This is a genomic window from Ancylobacter sp. Lp-2 (genome assembly GCF_020523795.1).
Taxonomy (GTDB): Bacteria; Pseudomonadota; Alphaproteobacteria; order Rhizobiales; family Xanthobacteraceae; genus Ancylobacter.
This window is the reverse complement of record NZ_JAJALI010000007.1, coordinates 326,184-343,689: the sequence shown is the minus strand read 5'-3', so window position 1 is coordinate 343,689 and position 17,506 is coordinate 326,184. Positions and strand designations below refer to the sequence as shown.

Annotated in this window: 14 protein-coding genes; 3 read left to right on the top strand and 11 right to left on the bottom strand. The window is 71.2% G+C overall.

Going from position 1 to position 17,506, the window contains the following annotated elements; translation table 11 throughout:
* Window positions 1-24: 24 nt before the first annotated feature.
* The gene (mscL, locus tag LGR54_RS18740; RefSeq protein ID WP_230363482.1) at window positions 25-444 is read right to left on the bottom strand and encodes a large conductance mechanosensitive channel protein MscL; all 420 of its coding nucleotides are present in this window, start codon (window positions 442-444) and stop codon (window positions 25-27) included.
* 327 nt (window positions 445-771) lie between these two features.
* Here mscL and LGR54_RS18735 point away from each other — a divergent pair, with 327 nt between their 5' ends.
* The gene (locus LGR54_RS18735) at window positions 772-4,341 is read left to right on the top strand and encodes a hybrid sensor histidine kinase/response regulator (protein ID WP_230363481.1); all 3,570 of its coding nucleotides are present in this window, start codon (window positions 772-774) and stop codon (window positions 4,339-4,341) included.
* Between the two features lie 383 nt (window positions 4,342-4,724).
* Here LGR54_RS18735 and LGR54_RS18730 read toward each other — a convergent pair whose 3' ends face one another.
* The 4 genes from LGR54_RS18730 to LGR54_RS18715 form a co-directional block, all read right to left on the bottom strand.
* Window positions 4,725-5,072: a DUF3088 domain-containing protein gene (locus tag LGR54_RS18730; RefSeq protein WP_230363480.1), complete on the bottom strand. Its 348-nt coding sequence runs from the start codon at window positions 5,070-5,072 to the stop codon at window positions 4,725-4,727.
* A gap of 111 nt (window positions 5,073-5,183) precedes the next feature.
* Window positions 5,184-5,849 (bottom strand): response regulator, encoded by a 666-nt coding sequence (locus LGR54_RS18725; RefSeq protein WP_370638230.1) that lies wholly within the window; start codon window positions 5,847-5,849, stop codon window positions 5,184-5,186.
* A gap of 183 nt (window positions 5,850-6,032) precedes the next feature.
* Complete coding sequence (locus tag LGR54_RS18720) at window positions 6,033-6,497, bottom strand: secondary thiamine-phosphate synthase enzyme YjbQ (protein WP_230363478.1); 465 nt, start codon at window positions 6,495-6,497, stop codon at window positions 6,033-6,035.
* Window positions 6,494-6,835: a hypothetical protein gene (locus LGR54_RS18715; protein ID WP_230363477.1), complete on the bottom strand. Its 342-nt coding sequence runs from the start codon at window positions 6,833-6,835 to the stop codon at window positions 6,494-6,496. The genes LGR54_RS18720 and LGR54_RS18715 overlap by 4 nt, the downstream gene beginning before the upstream one ends.
* Here LGR54_RS18715 and LGR54_RS18710 point away from each other — a divergent pair.
* Complete coding sequence (locus tag LGR54_RS18710; RefSeq protein ID WP_230363476.1) at window positions 6,816-7,820, top strand: alpha/beta hydrolase; 1,005 nt, start codon at window positions 6,816-6,818, stop codon at window positions 7,818-7,820. The genes LGR54_RS18715 and LGR54_RS18710 overlap by 20 nt on opposite strands.
* Before the next feature lie 42 nt (window positions 7,821-7,862).
* Here LGR54_RS18710 and LGR54_RS18705 read toward each other — a convergent pair whose 3' ends face one another.
* From LGR54_RS18705 to LGR54_RS18695, 3 genes are all read right to left on the bottom strand, one after another.
* Window positions 7,863-8,369, bottom strand: coding sequence for a hypothetical protein (locus tag LGR54_RS18705; RefSeq protein WP_230363475.1), 507 nt, complete (start codon window positions 8,367-8,369; stop codon window positions 7,863-7,865).
* Between the two features lie 48 nt (window positions 8,370-8,417).
* Complete coding sequence (locus tag LGR54_RS18700) at window positions 8,418-9,038, bottom strand: 2-hydroxychromene-2-carboxylate isomerase (protein ID WP_230363474.1); 621 nt, start codon at window positions 9,036-9,038, stop codon at window positions 8,418-8,420.
* A 220-nt stretch (window positions 9,039-9,258) separates the two neighbouring features.
* Window positions 9,259-9,687 carry a MerR family DNA-binding transcriptional regulator gene (locus LGR54_RS18695; protein ID WP_230363473.1) on the bottom strand — a complete coding sequence of 143 codons (429 nt, stop codon included), beginning with the start codon at window positions 9,685-9,687 and terminating at the stop codon, window positions 9,259-9,261.
* A gap of 332 nt (window positions 9,688-10,019) precedes the next feature.
* Here LGR54_RS18695 and LGR54_RS26090 point away from each other — a divergent pair, with 332 nt between their 5' ends.
* On the top strand, window positions 10,020-13,148 hold the full coding sequence (locus LGR54_RS26090) for a tetratricopeptide repeat protein (protein ID WP_230363472.1): 3,129 nt from the start codon (window positions 10,020-10,022) through the stop codon (window positions 13,146-13,148).
* Window positions 13,149-13,205: 57 nt separating this feature from the next.
* On the opposite strand, the gene pdeM is transcribed toward LGR54_RS26090, so the two are convergent.
* From pdeM to LGR54_RS18675, 3 genes are all read right to left on the bottom strand, one after another.
* On the bottom strand, window positions 13,206-13,934 hold the full coding sequence (gene pdeM, locus LGR54_RS18685; protein ID WP_370638229.1) for a ligase-associated DNA damage response endonuclease PdeM: 729 nt from the start codon (window positions 13,932-13,934) through the stop codon (window positions 13,206-13,208).
* On the bottom strand, window positions 13,912-16,425 hold the full coding sequence (locus tag LGR54_RS18680) for a ligase-associated DNA damage response DEXH box helicase (RefSeq protein ID WP_230363471.1): 2,514 nt from the start codon (window positions 16,423-16,425) through the stop codon (window positions 13,912-13,914). Before LGR54_RS18680 ends, pdeM begins: the two co-directional genes overlap by 23 nt.
* A gap of 64 nt (window positions 16,426-16,489) precedes the next feature.
* Entirely contained in the window at window positions 16,490-17,419 is a 930-nt protein-coding gene (locus LGR54_RS18675; protein WP_230363470.1) for a class I SAM-dependent methyltransferase, read from the bottom strand.
* Window positions 17,420-17,506 lie beyond the last annotated feature (87 nt).

The window sequence follows — 17,506 nt, the reverse complement described above, 5'->3', positions numbered from 1 at the left end:
TGTCGGGCTGCCCAGCCGGCCGCCTCACGCCTTCTTGGCGAGAATGTCGCGGATTTCGCCGAGCAGCACTTCTTCCTTGGTCGGCGGCGCCGGCGGCGGCGGGGCATCGGCCGCCTTGCGGCGCAGCTTGTTGATGCCCTTCACCACCAGGAACAGGATCCAGGCGATGATCATGAAGTTGATCACCACGGTGAGGAAGTGGCCATAGGCGAACACCGCGCCCTGCTGGCGCGCCGCCTCCAGCGAGTTGGCGGTGACGTTGGACGACAGGCCGACGAAGTAGTTGGAGAAGTCGAGGCCGCCGAAGATGGCGCCGACGATCGGCATGAACAGGTCGGACACCACCGAGGTGACGATCTGGCCGAAGGCGGCGCCGATGATCACGCCGATGGCGAGGTCGACGACATTGCCCTTGATGGCAAATTCCCGGAATTCCTTGAGCATCGGTTCTCCTCCGGCCGAATCGCGCGACGCCCCATGGCCACGCCACCCTGCCTTTTTAGCGCCATCGGGCGCAGCGGCAAGCACGCACCTTCGCCGGCCGGCGGTCGCTCCCCCGTCCGCCCGCCATCCCTCACCCTGCCCGCGCGCCGGCCTCACCGCCTCGCACCCCTGCCCCACCGCGCTGTTGCCTTGCCTTCCCTCCCCGGCCCGCCGCCCCGCGCCAGACCTCGCGCCAGACCTCGCGCCCTTGCCCCGCCTGCCCCGGCGGAGGCATAAAGAACGATCGGCCGCCGCCGATGCATTGCCGCCCCGCTCACCGGAGATCCCATGCTTCAGGCCTGGGTCATCATCGCCGTCGCCCTCGCCTATATCGGCTTCCTCTTCGCCGTGGCGAGCTATGGCGACCGCCGGCAGGCACGCGGCAAGCGCAGTCGCGGCCGCCCCAACATCTATTCGCTGTCGCTGGCGGTCTACTGCACCTCCTGGACCTTCTTCGGCTCGGTCGGCCTCGCCACCACGCAGGGGGTGGACTTCCTCACCATCTATGTCGGGCCGATCCTGGTGTTCGCGCTCGGCGTGCCGCTGCTGTTGCGGCTGGTGCGCCTCGCCAAGGCGCAGAACATCACCTCCATCGCCGACTTCATCGCCGCCCGCTACGGCAAGAGCCAGGGCGTCGCCGCCGTGGTGGCGCTGGTCGCCATCCTCGGCTCGCTGCCCTACATCGCCCTGCAGCTGAAGGCGGTGGCGATCTCGCTGGTGGCGCTGCTCGGCGATTTCGAGGGGCTGGGGATGCACTACCCGGTCATCGGCGACCTCGCTTTGCTGGTCGCCATGGCGATGGCGGTGTTCGCGGTGCTGTTCGGCACCCGCCACATCGACGCCACCGAGCACCAGGAAGGGCTGATGCTGGCGGTGGCGGCGGAATCCATCGTCAAGCTGGTGTCGTTCCTCGCGGTCGGCCTGTTCGTCACCTTCGTGATGTTCGCCGGCCCGTTCGACCTTGTCGCGCAGGCGCAGGAGAAGGACGTGCTGCCGGTGCTGACCCGGCATTTCTCGCTCGGCGACTGGGGCACCATGTCGGTGCTCTCCGCGCTCGCCATACTGATGCTGCCGCGCCAGTTCCACGTCGCCGTGGTGGAGAACACCTCGGAAGGCGAGATCCGCACCGCCGCCTGGCTGTTCCCCGCCTATCTGGTGCTGATCAACATCTTCGTCATTCCCATCGCCATTGCCGGGCTGGTCTCCTTCCCGCCCGGCTTCATCGACGGCGACATGTACCTGCTCGCCTTGCCGATGTCGGTCGGGGCGCAGGGCGTGGCGCTGCTCGCCTTTGTCGGCGGCCTGTCGGCGGCCACCGCCATGGTGATCGTCGAGACGGTGGCGCTGGCGGTCATGGTGTCGAACGATCTCGTCATGCCGCTGCTGGTGCGGGCGCGGCGCCATTCCACCGAGGCGGCCCCGCCCGCTTTGCCGGCCCTCGCGCCACCGCGCGGCGATGGCGCGCCGGCGCAGTCCGACATGGGCCACAAGCTGCTGTTGGTGCGGCGGGCGGCGATCTTCGCCATCCTGCTGCTGGCCTATCTCTACTACCGCATCACCGGCGAGGCGCAGCTGGCGCAGATCGGCCTGTTGTCCTTCGCCGCGGTGGCGCAGTTCGGCCCGGCGCTGCTGCTCGGCCTGGTCTGGCGGCGCGGCACCGCGCTGGGGGCGATGGCCGGCATCGCCGCCGGCGTGGCGCTCTGGGCCTATACGCTGCTGCTGCCCAGCCTCGCCGATGCCGGACTGGTGGCCCGCACGCTCCTGACGGAAGGCCCGTTCGGCCTCGGCTTCCTGCGCCCGCAGGCGCTGCTCGGCCTGCACGCCGCGCCGCTCACCCATGGCGTGCTGTGGAGCCTCAGCATCAATCTCATCATCTTCGTCACCGTGTCGATGATGCGCCACCCCAGCCCGATCGAGCGGCTGCAGGCCAGCGTCTTCGTCGAGGCGGACCGCTCGCCTTCCGCGCCGAGCTTCCGGCTGTGGCGCTCGCCGGTCACGGTGGGCGAGCTCACCGCCACGGTGGCCCGCTATCTCGGCGAGGAGCGCACGCGCGCCTCCTTCGAGAGCGTGTCGGCGATGCGCGGCCTGTCGCTCGATCCCGCCCGCGAGGCGGATTTCCAGCTGGTGCGCTATGCCGAGCACCTGCTCGCCTCGGCCATCGGCGCCGCCTCCTCGCGCCTCGTGCTGTCGCTGATGCTGAGGAAGCGCACCGTCTCAACCAAGGCAGCGCTGAAGCTGCTCGACGATGCCTCCGCCGCCATCCAGTACAATCGCGAGATCCTGCAGACCGCGCTCGACCATGTCCGCCAGGGTATCGCGGTGTTCGACCGCGACCTGCGCCTCGTCTTCTGGAACCGCCAGTTCGGCGAGATGCTCGACCTGCCGTCGGAAGCGGTGCGCATCGGGGTGGGCATCGACCAGATCCTGCGCATCGCCGCCAGCAGCGGGCTGTTCGGGCCGGGGCCGATCGAGCAGATCGTGCGCGAGCGGCTGAGCCGCTACAACCGCCGCAACGCCAGCTTCCAGGAGCGCCTGTCGCCGCGCGGCGTGGTGATGGAGGTGCGCGTCAACACCATGCCGGACGGCGGCGTGGTCGTGACCTTCACCGACATCACCCCGACGGTGGAGGCCGCCGAGGCGCTGGAGCGCGCCAACGAGACGCTGGAGAAGCGGGTCAAGGAGCGCACCAAGGCGCTGGAGCACCTCAACACCGAGCTGGCGCAGGCGAAGTCGGATGCCGAGGACGCCAACATCTCCAAGACCCGCTTCCTCGCCGCCGCCTCGCACGACATCCTCCAGCCGCTGAACGCCGCCCGGCTCTACGCCACCAGCCTTGTCGAGCGCGCGGTGACGGCGGAGAACATCCGCCTCGCCCAGAATGTCGACGCCTCGCTGGAGGCGGTGGAGGAGATCCTCGGCGCTCTGCTGGACATTTCTCGCCTCGACACCGGCGCGATGAAGCCGGATATCGGGCCGTTCCGGCTCGACGACATCTTCCGGCAGCTGGAGGTGGAATTCGCCCCGCTGGCCAAGGAGAAGGGGCTGCGCCTCACCTTCGCCGCCAGTTCGGCGGCGGTGCGCTCCGACCGCCGGCTGCTGCGGCGCCTGCTGCAGAACCTCGTCTCCAACGCCATCAAATACACCCCGCGCGGGCGGGTGCTGATCGGCGTCAGGCACCGGCGCGGCCGGCTGCGCATCCAGGTGTACGACACCGGGCTCGGCGTGCCCTCCTCCAAGCAGAAGCTGATCTTCAAGGAGTTCCAGCGCCTCGACCAGGGCGCCAAGGCCGCGCGCGGGCTGGGCCTGGGGCTCTCCATCGTCGAGCGCATCTCGCGGGTGCTCGACCACCCGATCGAGCTCTCTTCGCAGCCCGGACGCGGCAGCATGTTCGCGGTCGAGGTGCCGAGCGCCCCGCCGATCCCGGCCGAGGCCGGCCCGGCCCCGCGCGCGACGGCGGTGCCGATCGCCGGGCTCAACGGTCTGTCGGTGCTGTGCATCGACAACGATCCGGCGATCCTCGACGGCATGGACACGCTGCTGTCGGGCTGGGGCTGCCAGGTGCTGAAGGCGGCCGACGTGCCCGGCGCGCTCGCTATGCTGCGCGAGGCCCGCGCCCGGCCGGACGTGCTGCTGATCGACTACCATCTCGACGACACCGACGGCATCGAGGCGACCAAGCACCTGCGCTGGAAGCTCGACCAGTCGCTGCCGGCGGTACTGATCACCGCCGACCGCTCGAAGAAGGTGCGCGACACCGCCAAAGAGACCGAGATGGAGGTGCTGAACAAGCCGGTGCGCCCGGCGGCGCTACGCGCCCTGCTCGCCCAGTGGCGGGCGGCACGGATGGCGGCGGAGTGAGAGCGAAAAGCGGGAACCCGTCGGTCGAGCCGCCGGCATAGACCCCGAGCCAGCCCGGAAAGTCCTTCCCGCCCCGCGCAACAGCCCCACCTCCCCATCGGGGGGCCACCCTCACGCCCCCATTCCCGCGCGCCTTGCTCCCTCTCCCCGGCGGGGAGAGGGCTGGGGCGAGGGGTCTGCCGGCGCTCCACGATCGTAGGCACCCCCCTGCCGCGAGGCCTCTCACCGCCGCGCTTCGCAGGCCGCCTCTCCCAAAATGGAGAGAGGTGGGGAGCAGCCTCCCGCGCGGCCCCACCGAAACCGGATGCCTCCGGCTTCGACGACGCCCATGCGCCGCCGGTCGCTCGCGGTTTGCAGCGCCAAGAAGGAAAGCCCCGGACGTCTCAGGGATGCGGGTCGGGGAACCCGTGCCGCTCGGCGAGCGTGGCGAGGATGGCGTCCTTGTCGGCGACGAAGCCGCGTCCGGCATGCGCGTCGGTCTGGTGACGCGAGGACGCCCCGGCCGCCAGCACCAGAAGCGGCAGCGACTGGTTCGCCTGTCCCACGAGGTCGATCACCGCCTGTCGCGGGCGCGGCCAGGCGATCCGCTCGACATCGAGGCCTTCGGCGAGGTCCGGGAACGAGGCCAGCACCCCTTCGATCAGCGCGCAATGCCAGCAATAGAACAGCTGTCCGGGATAGGCCGGATCGGCGAAGCCCGGCTTCAGCAGGAACAGCGTGTCGCGGGACATGGCGGGCTCGACGGTGGATGCGGGGGGCCGGCGCGCGTCGCGCCGGCGGAAACACCGCGCGTGGAACAGGCGGGCAGCGTCCGGGCGAGGCGCCCGGTCAGGCCCTCGGCCTCAGCTCGCCACCTGCGACCACTGCCCGGCCTCGATCTTGGAGGCGGCGATCACCGCCTGGGTGCGGCTCTCCACCCCGAGCTTCTGCAGGATCGCCGAGACATGCGCCTTCACCGTCGCCTCGGAGACGCCGAGCTCATAGGCGATCTGCTTGTTGAGCAGGCCTTCCGACAGCATCATCAGCACCCGCACCTGCTGCGGGGTCAGCGTGGCGAGCCGCGCCACCAGCGCCGCCGTCTCCTTGTCGCTGCCGGCGGAAAGGTCGATATCGGGCGGCGTCCAGGTCTGCCCCTCCAGCACGGCGGCGATGGCATCGCGCATCGTCTCCACCGCAGCGGTCTTGGGAATGAAGCCGGCCGCGCCGAATTCCATGCAGTGGCGGATCACCCCCGCCTCCTCATTGGCGGAGACCACCACCACCGGGATCGCCGGGTATTGCGCGCGCAGATACATCAGGCCGGAAAAGCCGCGCACCCCTGGCATGGTGAGGTCGAGCAGCACCAGATCGATCTCGCTCTCGCGCTCGAGCAGCGCCTGGAGATCCTCGAAGCCACCGGCCTCGAACAATTCGACCTGCGGAAACTGTCGCGTCACCGCTTCGCGCAGCGCCCCGCGAAACAAGGGGTGATCATCAGCGATGGCCAGCCTGAAACTCGTCGTACCCACCTGCAAAAGGCCCTCTCGGCTTCAGCCGGCATACGCCGTTGGTCGCATATGCCGCGCCGCGATCATGGTTCGGTCGCACCACTCATGCAAGCATTACCGCTGTAACACGTAGCGTCGGATGCCTATCGCGGCGACGGCGCGGCGGCAATGGTCAAACTGAACATTCGTCTCTGACAGAGAGCTTTAGTTGCCATCGCCGACGAATGCCACCGTCAATTCGCGGCGGTGCGGCATGGCGCGGTGTTCCACCAGATAAATTCCCTGCCAGGTGCCCAGCTGCATGCGCCCCTCCACCACCGGAATGGCGAGGTGGATGCCGGTCAGCACCGCCTTCACATGGGCGGGCATGTCGTCGGGTCCCTCAAGGTCGTGCACCCAGCCGGCATCCTCCGGCGCCAGCCGGTCGAGCGCGGTCAGGAGGTCGAGCCGCACATCGGGATCGGCGTTCTCCTGGATGGTCAGCGAGGCCGAGGTGTGGCGGCAGAACAGCGACACCTCGCCGTCGCCGGCACCGATATCGGCGAGGAAGCGCGCCACCGCGCGGGTGATGTCGGTGAAACCGCGCCCGTGCGTGTCGATCCCGAGCTCGGCGCTGACCCGCCGCGTCACCCTTGTCTCGCGCGGCGTGCTCTGTCGTATCTCGGTCACGGCATGGCTCCCATTATCGGGCGGCGCTGGACGAACGGGCGTCGCTGGGGTTGGATAGGCGCGTTCCATCGCGGATGCACGCCCTTGATCGCCACATGGTCGACAAGGTGTTCCGCACAGCTACCGTTTACCGACCCAATTGCCGATTTCCCGACCGCCGAGTCCTTGATTGCCAGGTCTCCGGCTACCAAGTCTCCGGCTACCAAGTCCTCGACCGCCACGTCCCTGACCGCCACGTCCCTGACCGCCACGTCCTTGACCGCCAAGTCCACGACCCCACGGTCCTCGACCCACGCCATCATGGAGCGCCTTCCGCTTATGACCGTCTCCTCCTCCACGCCTGCCTCCGCCCTTTCCGCCGCCAGCCAGCCCGAGCTCGTCATCGATCCCTCGGTGTTCGCGCCTTCGGCGGTCTCGCCGGAGACCCGCGCGGTGAATGCCGGCATCGTCAAGGCGCTGGGGGCGGTGCCGGACCGCTGGGTGTTCCCGATGGCGCTGCTGCGCAAGCTGCGGCTGGACGGCAAGGGTCCGTTCCCGCTGGCGCCGGAGAGCCCCTATGCCAGCGTCGAGGAGATCGACGGCCCGCACGGCCCGGTGGCGCTGCGCATCTACACCCCGCCGGAGCCGGCCAAGGGCGTCTATCTGCACATCCATGGCGGCGGCTGGTGCCTCGGCTCGGCGCGCGAGAATGACGGGCTCAACCACCGGCTGGTCGAGCGCACCGGCTTCGCCGTGGTGTCGGTCGACTACCGCCTCGCCCCGGAGAACCCGTGGCCGGCGGCGCCGGACGATTGCGAGGCCGCGGCGCTGTGGCTGGTCCGCGAGGGCAAGGCCCGCTTCGGCACCGAGCGCCTCGTCATCGGCGGCGAATCCGCCGGCGCCAATCTCTCCGTTTCGACGCTGCTGCGGCTGCGCGACCGGCACGGGCTCTCCCCATTCCGTGCCGCCAACCTCAATGCCGGCTGCTATGATCTCGGCCTCACCCCGAGCGCCCGCAACTGGGGCGACGAGCCGCTGGTGCTGAACACCCGCGACATCAACGTCTTCGTCGGCCATTACCTGCGCGAGGGCGGCGAGGTGGCGACGCCGGACATCTCCCCGCTGCATGGCGATCTTGGCGGCCTGCCGCCGGCGCTGTTCACCATCGGCACCCGCGACGCGCTGTTGGACGACACGCTGTTCATGGCGCCGCGCTGGCTCGCCGCCGGCAACCGCGCCGAACTGGCCGTGTATCCCGGCGGCTGCCACGTCTTCATCGGCTTTCCCGGCTCGCTGGCCGACAAGGCGCTGGCCCGCATCGTCGGCTTCCTCGCCGCCAGCTGAGCGGCGGCGAGCCTCGGCGACCGGCGCCCAAAGCATCCCGCGTCAGAGCTTCTCGCCCTGCGGCGGGTTGCTGCGCAGCCGCTCCATCATCTCGTAGAAGCGGCGGAACATCGCCTCCGCCTTGCGCATCGCCTCCTCCATCGCCGCGTCGAAGCGGCCGCGCTCCTCGTCCGGCTTGGCCGGCGGCGTGGCGTCCGGCGCCGGGGGAGTGGCGTCGACGGAGGGCGGCTGGCGCGGCGGCCCGGCAATGTCCGGCACGCCGCCGCCACCCGTAGAGGCCAGCCGGTCGCGCAGCCGGGCGATCTCGGCCTCCAGCGTCGCCCGCTCGTCGGGCAGCGCCTCGCAGCGCCACACGCCACCACGGCTGCCGCAGAAGCTCATCGCGCCGGAGCGGGTGTCGAGGCGCAGCACCCCACCCTCCACCGGCTGCATGCTGAAATGCGGCGCCGCCTCCGGCCCGCCCGGCGGCGGCGGGGCGGCGGCCGGCTGCGCGTGGGCGCCGGCGGCGAGCAGGAGCGCGAACAGCGCGGCGAGAGCGATGCGAATCATGGAAGCCTCCCTGCTGCCGGTCGTCCGGCATGTGCCGCCGGGGTGCGCTTACGCCTCCGGCGCGAACGGCGCCCGTCCGCTGGACAACGCCGCATCGAGAAGATCGATCCGATCCTGCCCCCAGAACACCTCGCCGTCGAGCACATAGGCGGGCGAGCCGAACACGTCGGCCTCGATCGCGCGGGCGCGGTTGGCCTCGTAAAGCGCCCCGGTCGCCTCGGTTCCGGCCGCCTCCAGCAGCCCCGCCGGCAGGCCAAGCTCGGCCAGCACCGCGGCGAGCTGCGCCGGGTCGGCCATGTTCTCCTGGCGCTGCCACACCCCGGCCATCAGCCGCCCGACCAGCGGGCCGACATCATGGCCGGCCTCGGCGGCGGCGAGCACCAGCCGGTCGGCCAGCGCACCGTCGAACGGCCAATGCGCCGGATGCAAATGGAGGTCGAGCCCGCGCGCCTCCCGCCAGCGCTGCAATTCGACCAGCCGGTAGCGCTGGCGCGCCGGGTGGCGCTTGGGCAGCGGCAGGCCGCCGGTCTCGGCGAACAGCCCGCCGAGCTGCACCGGCCGATAGCGCACCTCGAGCCCGTGGCGCTGTGCGACCCCCATGAAGGCGGCATGGCCGATAAACGCCCAGGGGCTGACGACGGAGAAGAAATAATCGACGGAACGGCTCATCCGCGCCTCGCTGGAGCGCTCACGGCCGGGCGGGTGCCCGGACGGCACAGGCGCTCATTCCACAGTCCGGCGACCGGGGTGGCCACCGCGCCTCCTTTGAAGCGCAGCGGCGCCGGCGCTTCAAGCCCGGCGCGAGCCGGATCGCACGTCGACAAAACGAAAACGGCGCCCGTGGGGCGCCGCTTCGGTGGTCTGCACAACACCTTTCCGCACGCGCCGTTCAGGCGGCGTTGCGGACCGGGTAGGAGGCGATCATCTGCTTGAGCTCGCCGATGGCGTCCTCGATCTCCGCCTTCTGCTGCTCGAGCAGGCCGAGCTGCTCCACGCACTTCTCGCGGGTCAGGGCGAGACCGCTCATGGTGGCGGTGCCTTCGCGCAGCGCGACCATCGCCTTGATCTCGGCGAGGGTGAAGCCGAGCTTCTTGCCCTTCAGGATGATGGCAAGGCGCGAACGGTCGGAGGGGGTGTAAAGGCGGGTCAGGCCTTCGCGGCGCGGGGCCAGCAGGCCCTTGTCCTCATAGAAGCGGAGGGCGCGCAGGGTCACGTCGAACTCGCGAGCGAGGTCGCCGATGGTGAAGTACAGGGCATCGCCCGAGGACGCGGCGGCGGTATCGACGGCACGATCCTGCTCGTAGGAAGTGAAATCCATCGCGGGGTCTCCTGGTCGGGTTAACGGGACGCGAAGGGATCGCGTCAGCAGCGTTGTCCGAATTTGTACCGACCCACCTGCCGTTACGGGAGAAATTAGCACCCTCCCTTAGGGAAACTTACTGTTAAACGTATATATAAATATATGATATATATGTGAAATTACCATATTACCTTAATTAGCTTCCTATCATTCCCGGGCAGGTAAAGCCGCTCGCGGACCCCAGTGGGCGGTAGGAGAATGCCCTCGGTCGCTACGCATTAACCCGGCATTTACCAAGAAACGAAACAGTCGCCGCAGCAGCCTCCAGCGTCGCGACCGGTGATTCTCCCGTGTCGACGACGCCTGACGCGACGGAGAAGACGGTGAGGCAAGGCGCCCCCACCCAGGCCGAGCAGATCCCCCCTGCCGCCTGGACCGCGATGAACGAAGCCGCCCGCCGCGCCGGGCTGCCGCTGGACGAGTGGCTGCACCAGCGCCTGCTCGGTCCTCTCGGCAGCGGCGAGCGTGGCGCGGCGGTCGGCGACATCGCCGATCTGCGTCGCCGCATCCACGAGCTGACCAGCACCATGAGCCGCCTCGCCGCGCCGCCGGTGCCGGAGCCCGTCCGGGAACCCGTCGCGGCGCCCGCCACCTCGCGCGTGGAAGCCGCGCTGAACGACATCCGCGCGCAGCTCGACACGCTGGTCGGCGATTCCAACGCCCGCCTGCGTGCCGCCGCCGCCCAGCCTGCGAGGTCGACGCCCGCCAAATCCATGCCGGCTGCCCGCCGGCCCATAACCACGGCGGCGGAAGCGCCGAGCGCGGCCAGCATCGAGGCCGCGGTCGCCGAGATTGCCGCCCGCCAGCGCGAGCTCGAGGTCGCCCCCCCGCCGGCCCCGGCGCGCCCACGCACCCCTTCCGGGCGCCAGGCCACCACCCCCGACGCGTCGCCCCCCTCCGCTGCCACGGCGGCAGCCGCTGCCCCGCCACCCGCGGCATCGAGCTCCCCCGCCGGTGCCGGGCATCCCGACGCCGCGCGCGTCGCCGCGCCGCCGGTCGAACTGCGCGCACCGTCGCGGCCGGCCGCCTCCCTCTCCGCCGACGCCCCGCCCTCCGCTGCCGTACCGGAACCGATGCCGCCTATGCCGGCCACCGCCCCGGCGGCCACCGCCGCCTTCGAGGCGCTGCGCGGCGAGGTCGCCCAGATGCGCGTCGCGCTTGGCGATCTGGCCCCGCGCCAGGCGGTGGACGAGCTGCAACGCACCGTCTCCCGTCTCGCCGCGCGGGTGGAAGCCACCGGGCTGCGCGACAAGGAACTCTGCGCCACCCTCTCGGCGCTGCGCGACATGATCGCGGCGCTGCGGCTGCCGGAATATGGCTCGGTGATGCAAGGCCGGCTCGACGGCCTGTCCCGCAAGCTCGACCTCGTCGCCGCCAAGCAGGTCGACGGCGCCGCCATCGCCCGGCTGCAGGCGCAGGCCGGCGAGATCCGCGCCGTCATCGGCCGCGCCCTCTCCAATGACACGGTACGCCAGCTGGTCGAGCAGGTGACGCTGCTGGTCGGACGCGTCGGCCGTGAGGCCGGTGCGCAGGAGAGTTCGCTACGCGCCGCGCTCGCCGGCATCGACGAGCGGCTCGGCCAGCTCGCCGCCCGGCTCGATGCGCAGGCCGCGCGGCCGGCCGAGGTGGATCTCGGCGGCGTCCATCGCCGGCTCGACGACCTGCAGGAAAATATCGCCCAGAACTTCTCGGCCCTGCGCCAGGCGGCGCCGTCCGGCGTCGAGCAGCTGCTGCGCGGCCTCGGCGAACGGCTGGAGCGCATCGAACGCCCGGCCCCGGCCGAAGCCCCGGCGCGGCCCCCGCTGCCGATCCCGGTGCCCGACACCGCCGCCTTCGAGACGCTGAGCCGCCAGATCGCCACGCTGGCCGACCGGCTGGAGGCGCAGCACGCCCAGCCGAACCGGCTCGCCGGCATCGAGCGGGCGTTGAACGACCTGTTCATCCAGATGGAGGAGACCCGGGCCAGCCTGGTGAGCGTCCCACCGCCCCCGCCCGCCGGCCCGGCGCCGCGCGGCGATGACGCGCGGATGCCGGCGCAGGATCCGGTCGCCGCCGCCGTCACGCCGGCGGCATCGACCGGCACCGCGGCCCGAGCCGCCGGCGAAGCACCCGCTATACCCGTTCCACACCCGGCGACCGCCGCCACGCCGCGCGCGCCCGCCGTCGCCGCGCCCGTCCTCGATGGCGCCGTGCCGGCGGCCGGCCCCCGTCAGCCCCCCGTCGAGCTGTCGACCGATGCCGCCGCTCTCGACGACACCCGCGATCCGCCCGCGTCGGACCGGGAGACCCCGGAGGTTGCCAGCGCCGGACCGGCCCGCATCAATTTCATCGCCCAGGCCCGCCGCGCCGCCCGCGGCGTGCCGCATGCCGCGCCGCAGGGCGCTTCCGCCGGCGCCCGCATCGCCGAGGGGCGCGCCAGCCGCGCCCGCTCCACCCGCTGGCTGGCCCGCATCCGCGCCATGCTGCTGGTCGGCGTCTGCGGCTCGGCGCTCGCCTTCGCCTCCTGGCATCTGCTCAGCGGCATGAAGGAAGGCCGGCTGCGCGCCTCGGCGCCGGCCGCCACCTCGACCGCCCGCTCGCTGCCGGTGGTGCCGACCCCGGACGACATCACCGGCTCGGTCTCGCCGCGTCCCGCCGCGCCGCCCATGGCCGCGCCGGAAGCGCCGGCGCTGCCGATCCCCCCGCTCGCTCCGTCGACGCCGATGGCGCCGCTGCCGGGCTCCTCCAGCCTCGAGGCCCCGCAAATACCGGGCGACCTGCCGGGCACCTTTGGTAGCCAGGGCCTCCGCAGCGCCGCGCAGGCGGGCGATCCCGAGGCCGCCTATGAGGTAGGGGATCGCTATATGGAAGGCGACGGCGTCGCCCCCAGCGCCGCGCGCGCCGCACAGTGGTTCGCCGTTGCCGCCGCCCGTGGCTCGGCGCCGGCCGCCTACCGGCTGGGTACGCTTTATGAAAAGGGCGCCGAGGGGTTGCCGCGCGACCTCGTCCGGGCGCGGGCCCTCTACGAGGCCGCCGCCGCCGGCGGCAATGTCCGGGCCATGCACAATCTCGGCGTGATGCTCGCCGACGGCGCCGCGCCGGACTACGCCGGAGCGGCCGTCTGGTTCCAGCAGGCCGCCAGCTACGGCGTGCGCGACAGCCAGTACAATCTCGGCGTGCTCTATGCGCGCGGCTTCGGCGTCGACGCCGATCCGGTCCAGGCCTGGCGGTGGTTTTCGCTCGCCGCCGCGCGCGGCGACCAGGAAGCGGCGGCGAAGCGCGACGACATCGCCACCCGACTCGATGCCGACACCCTCGCCTCCGCCCGCAAGGCGCTGCTGCTCTGGACCCCGGCGGAAGCCGACGCCAAGGCCAATAGCGGCTCCGGCCTCACCGACCGCGATCTCGGCCTCACCCGCAAGACCGCCTCGCGCAACTGACCGCCGCCTCGCGCAACTGAAACCCGCCTCGCGGAGCGAGCCCCCGCGCGTCGTCGCTCAGCGATCCGGCGCGCAGACATGGTGGGCGAGGCGGTAGGTCCGCGCCCCGCCGATCAGATGTGCCTCGAACGAGGGCGCGAACAGCCCGGCCAGCGCCCGGTCGCGTACATTCAGGCCCCCCGCATAGGCACCGAGCGCCGGCATGACGAGGCGCCGCCCGTCGGTGGCGAAGCAGCGCCGGCGCACCGCGCGTCCGCGCCGCACCACCCGCGCCACCGGATGCAGATGCCCGGCGATTTCGCGCACCGCCCCCGCGCGCGGCTCGTGCCGCAGCACGAGGCCGCCGACCGCCAGCTCCGGCAGATGCACGCCGCCGAGCTCCGGCACCACATCGGGGTCGTGGTTGCCGGCGATCCACAACATCTCCCGGCCATGGCCGATCCCCGCCAGCAGGTCGCGTTCCGCCGGGCCGAGCCGGCTGCCGGCGCGGCGGTCGTGCAGCGTGTCGCCCAGCGACACCACCGCGCGCGGCCGCCAGCGCTCCACCATTCCGGCGAGCAGCATCAGCGTGGCACGGCTGTCATAGGGCGGCAGGGCGATGCCGCGCGCGGCGAAGGAGGAGCCCTTCTCCAGGTGCAGATCGGCGACGATCAGCATTTGCTCGGCCGGCCAGAACAGCCCGCCGGCCGGGTCGAGGCGCAATTCGGCCCCGGCGAGCGCGATCACGCCGGCCGCATCGGACGGATCGGCCGCATCGTCCACCTCACTGCACGCGGTAATCGCCACGCATCGCCTCCTCGACCAGTTCGTCCTCGGCCTCCGCCAGCAGCGCGTCCGCCGCCTCGCCGCCGACCATTTCGCGGCCGATCTCCAGCATCACCGGCACCGCCAGCGGCGACACCCGGTCGAGTTCGACATGATCGATTCGCCCGCGGATGCGCATCAGCATGCCGGAAAGCCGCTTGAGGTCCATCAGCCCGGTGGCGGCGTCCTGCCGGGCGGCGCGCAGCAGCACATGGTCGGGCTCATGCGCGCGCAATACGTCGTAAACGAGGTCGGTCGACATGGTGACCTGCCGGGAATTCTTCTCCTTGCCGGGGAAGCGCCGCTCGATCAGCCCGGCGATGATGGCGCATTGGCGGAAGGTGCGCTTCATCAGCGCCGCCTCCGCCAGCCACGCCTCCAGATCGTCGCCCAGCATGTCGGCGTCGAACAGTTCGCCAAGGTCGAGCCGGCCCTGCCGGATCGCCAGCGAGAGATCGGAAATGCCATAGATCGCAAGCGCATAGTCGTTGGCGACGAAGCCGAGCGGCTTGAGCCGCGCCCGTTCCAGCCGCCGCGTCAGCAGCATGCCGAGCGTCTGGTGGGCGAGCCGCCCCTCAAAGGGATAGGCGACGAGATAATGCCGCCCGCCGCGCGGAAAGGTCTCGACCAGCAGGTCCTCGCGCCCCGGCAGCCGCGAGCGCCGGCGCTGGATCTCCAGCCATTCGCGCACCTGGGTCGGCAGGCTCTTCCAGCGCGCCGGGTCGGCCAGCATCGCCCGCACCCCGGCGGCGAGGAAGGTGGAGAGCGGGAACTTGCCGCCCTCATAGGACGGCACCTTGGGTTCCTTGGCGTGCGAGCGCACCACCAGCACGGTGTCCTCGACGATGGTGCGGTACTCGAGGATTTCTCCCGCGAAAACAAAGGTATCGCCGGGGCTCATCGTCTCGACGAAATACTCCTCCACCTCGCCGAGCACGCGTCCCCCGTAACGGGCCTTTCCGCCGACCAGGCGCACCTTCAGCATGGTCGCCTCGACGATGGTGCCGACATTGAGCCGGTATTGCTGCGCCACCATCGGGTTGGCCACCCGCCAGCGGCCGTCCTTCATCTGGCGGATGCGGGCGAAGCGCTCATAGGCGCGCAGCGCGTAGCCCCCCGTCGCGTCGAAGGCCAATACGTCGTCGAAGTCCTTGCGCGGCAAGGCGGAATAGGGGTCGGCCGAGCGGATCTCCTCATAGAGCGCGTCGGCGTCGAACGGCCCGGCGCAGGCCATGCCGAGCACATGCTGGGCGAGCACGTCGAGCGCGCCGGAGCGCTCCACCGCGCCGTCCTGCGCCCCGGCCCGCACCGCCTCCATCGCCGCGCGGCATTCCAGCACCTCGAAGCGGTTGGCTGGCACCAGCACGGCGCGCGAGGGCTCGTCGAGCCGGTGATTGGCGCGACCGATCCGCTGCATGAGGCGCGAGGACCCCTTCGGCGCCCCGACATTGATGACGAGGTCCACCGCGCCCCAGTCGATGCCGAGGTCGAGCGAGGAGGTGCACACCACCGCCTTGAGCCGTCCCTCGCCCATCGCCGCCTCGACGCGGCGGCGCTGCGAGACGTCCAACGAACCGTGATGCAGGGCGATGGGTAGGTTCAACTCGTTGATATGCCATAGTTCCTGGAACAGCAGCTCCGCCTGCATGCGGGTGTTCACGAACACCAGCGTCGTGGTGTTGGCCGTTATCAGCGCGTAGATTTCGCCCAGGGAATGCTTCGCCGTGTGCCCGGCCCAGGGCACGTGGGCGACGCTGTCGAGCATGGACAATTCCGGCGCCGCCCCCGCCTCGGCGATGACGAGATCGCCCATCTCGCTTGTCCCCCGCTGCGGCACCAGCCAGCGGCGCAGCGTGTCGGGATCGGCCACCGTCGCCGACAGCCCGACCGTCTGCGCCTCCGGCGCCAGCGCGCGGATGCGCGCAAGGCCAAGGCTCAGAAGGTCGCCGCGCTTCGAGCCGGCCAGCGCGTGCAGCTCGTCGAGGACGATCCGCCGGAGGTCGCCGAACAGATGCGGCGCGTCGGCGGAGGCCAGCAGCAACGCGATCTGCTCGGGCGTGGTGAGCAAGATGTCCGGCGGGTCGCGGCGCTGGCGCTGGCGCCGCGAGGCCGGCGTGTCGCCGGTGCGGGTCTCGATGCGGATGGGGAGCGCCATCTCTTCCGCCGGCCGCTCCAGATTGCGGGCGACGTCGACCGCCAGCGCCTTCAGCGGCGAGATGTAGAGCGTGTGCAGCCCCGGTGGGCGCGGATTGTTGCGGTTGCGCGGCCGTTCGGCGAGCTCGACCAGCGTCGGCAGGAAGCCGGCCAGCGTCTTGCCGGCGCCGGTGGGGGCGATCAGCAGCGTCGAGCGCCCCTGCCGCGCCCGCTCCAGCAAGGCGAACTGATGCGCGCGCGGCGCCCAGCCGCGGCCGGCGAACCAGCTGTGGAACGGCTCGGGCAGGTCAATGGCGCTCTGGCGGTCAAGGACGGTCACAGGCGCGAGGCTAGCGCGTTCCGGCGGAAAAGCGAGGGCAAAACGGGAACATCGGTCGAAAAGACTACGCCGCCCGGATCGCCGCGATGACGAGACCCGGCACCGGCTCGCCCTTCTCGGTGCGGGTGGAAGCCGCCTCACAGGAGAGCAGCGCGAGCCCCGCCGTCGCCAGTGCCGCGCGGACATAAGCCTCCCCATGCGCATAGCGCAGCGTGTCGCGCAGCAGGATGCCCTCGCCCGCATGGGTCTCGACGGTGAAGGCGAGCAGCCCGCCCTCCTCCAGCACCCGCCGGCTTTCGGCGAGCACCGGCACGAGATCGCCGAGATAGCAGAAGGCGTCGCCGGCGAAGACCAGATCGGCCTCGCGCGCCGGCACCTCGCGCAGATAGTCCACCATGTCGCCGGCCACCAGCCGCGCATAGACGCCGCGGGCGCGGGCGAGCGCGATCATGTTGGGCGAGAGGTCGACCCCGTCGATCTCGCCGACCTGGTCGGCCAGCCGCACCCCGACAAGGCCGGTGCCGCAGCCGAGATCATGGGCGCGGGCGAAGGCGAACGGCCGGCCCAGCCCGTCGCAGGCCGCCGCAAGCGCGCCATGGATCAGTTCCGGCCCACGATAGTCGAGCCGCTCCAGAGCCTTGTCGAAACGCTCGGCATATTGGTCGAACAGGGTGCGCACATAGGCGGCGCTCATCTCCGGCACATCGTCGCGCCCCAGCCGGGCGAGCCGCAGCGCCGCACCGAGCCGATCATCGGGATCGAGCGCACGGGCACGGGCATAGGCGTCGCCGGCGCCGGCCGTGTCGCCCAGCGCCTCGCGCGCCTCGCCGAGCAGGAACCAGCCGGGCAGGAAGTCCGGCGCCCGCCCCGCCACCTCGTCGAGCAGCGCCACCGCATCGGCGGCATTGCCCTCGGCCATCAGCGCGCGCGCCCAGTCGATGCGGCGATCGAGGGTGGGATCGCCGGACGACAGGAAGAGCGGAGCGCCAGCCATGGGAGGTCTCTGTAGCCGAGGGATCGGCAAAACGCGGGGCGACGCCCTATATCCTTCCCGACGCCGCTTGGTAAGAGAGTTTCGCAA

Excerpts from the sequence above, each read along its gene's own strand:
- mscL (WP_230363482.1), bottom strand. The coding sequence starts at position 444 with ATGCTCAAGGAATTCCGGGAATTTGCCATCAAGGGCAATGTCGTCGAC.
- LGR54_RS18735 (WP_230363481.1), top strand. The coding sequence starts at position 772 with ATGCTTCAGGCCTGGGTCATCATCGCCGTCGCCCTCGCCTATATCGGC.
- LGR54_RS18730 (WP_230363480.1), bottom strand. The coding sequence starts at position 5,072 with ATGTCCCGCGACACGCTGTTCCTGCTGAAGCCGGGCTTCGCCGATCCG.
- LGR54_RS18710 (WP_230363476.1), top strand. The coding sequence starts at position 6,816 with ATGACCGTCTCCTCCTCCACGCCTGCCTCCGCCCTTTCCGCCGCCAGC.
- LGR54_RS18705 (WP_230363475.1), bottom strand. The coding sequence starts at position 8,369 with ATGATTCGCATCGCTCTCGCCGCGCTGTTCGCGCTCCTGCTCGCCGCC.
- LGR54_RS18700 (WP_230363474.1), bottom strand. The coding sequence starts at position 9,038 with ATGAGCCGTTCCGTCGATTATTTCTTCTCCGTCGTCAGCCCCTGGGCG.
- LGR54_RS18695 (WP_230363473.1), bottom strand. The coding sequence starts at position 9,687 with ATGGATTTCACTTCCTACGAGCAGGATCGTGCCGTCGATACCGCCGCC.
- LGR54_RS18675 (WP_230363470.1), bottom strand. The coding sequence starts at position 17,419 with ATGGCTGGCGCTCCGCTCTTCCTGTCGTCCGGCGATCCCACCCTCGAT.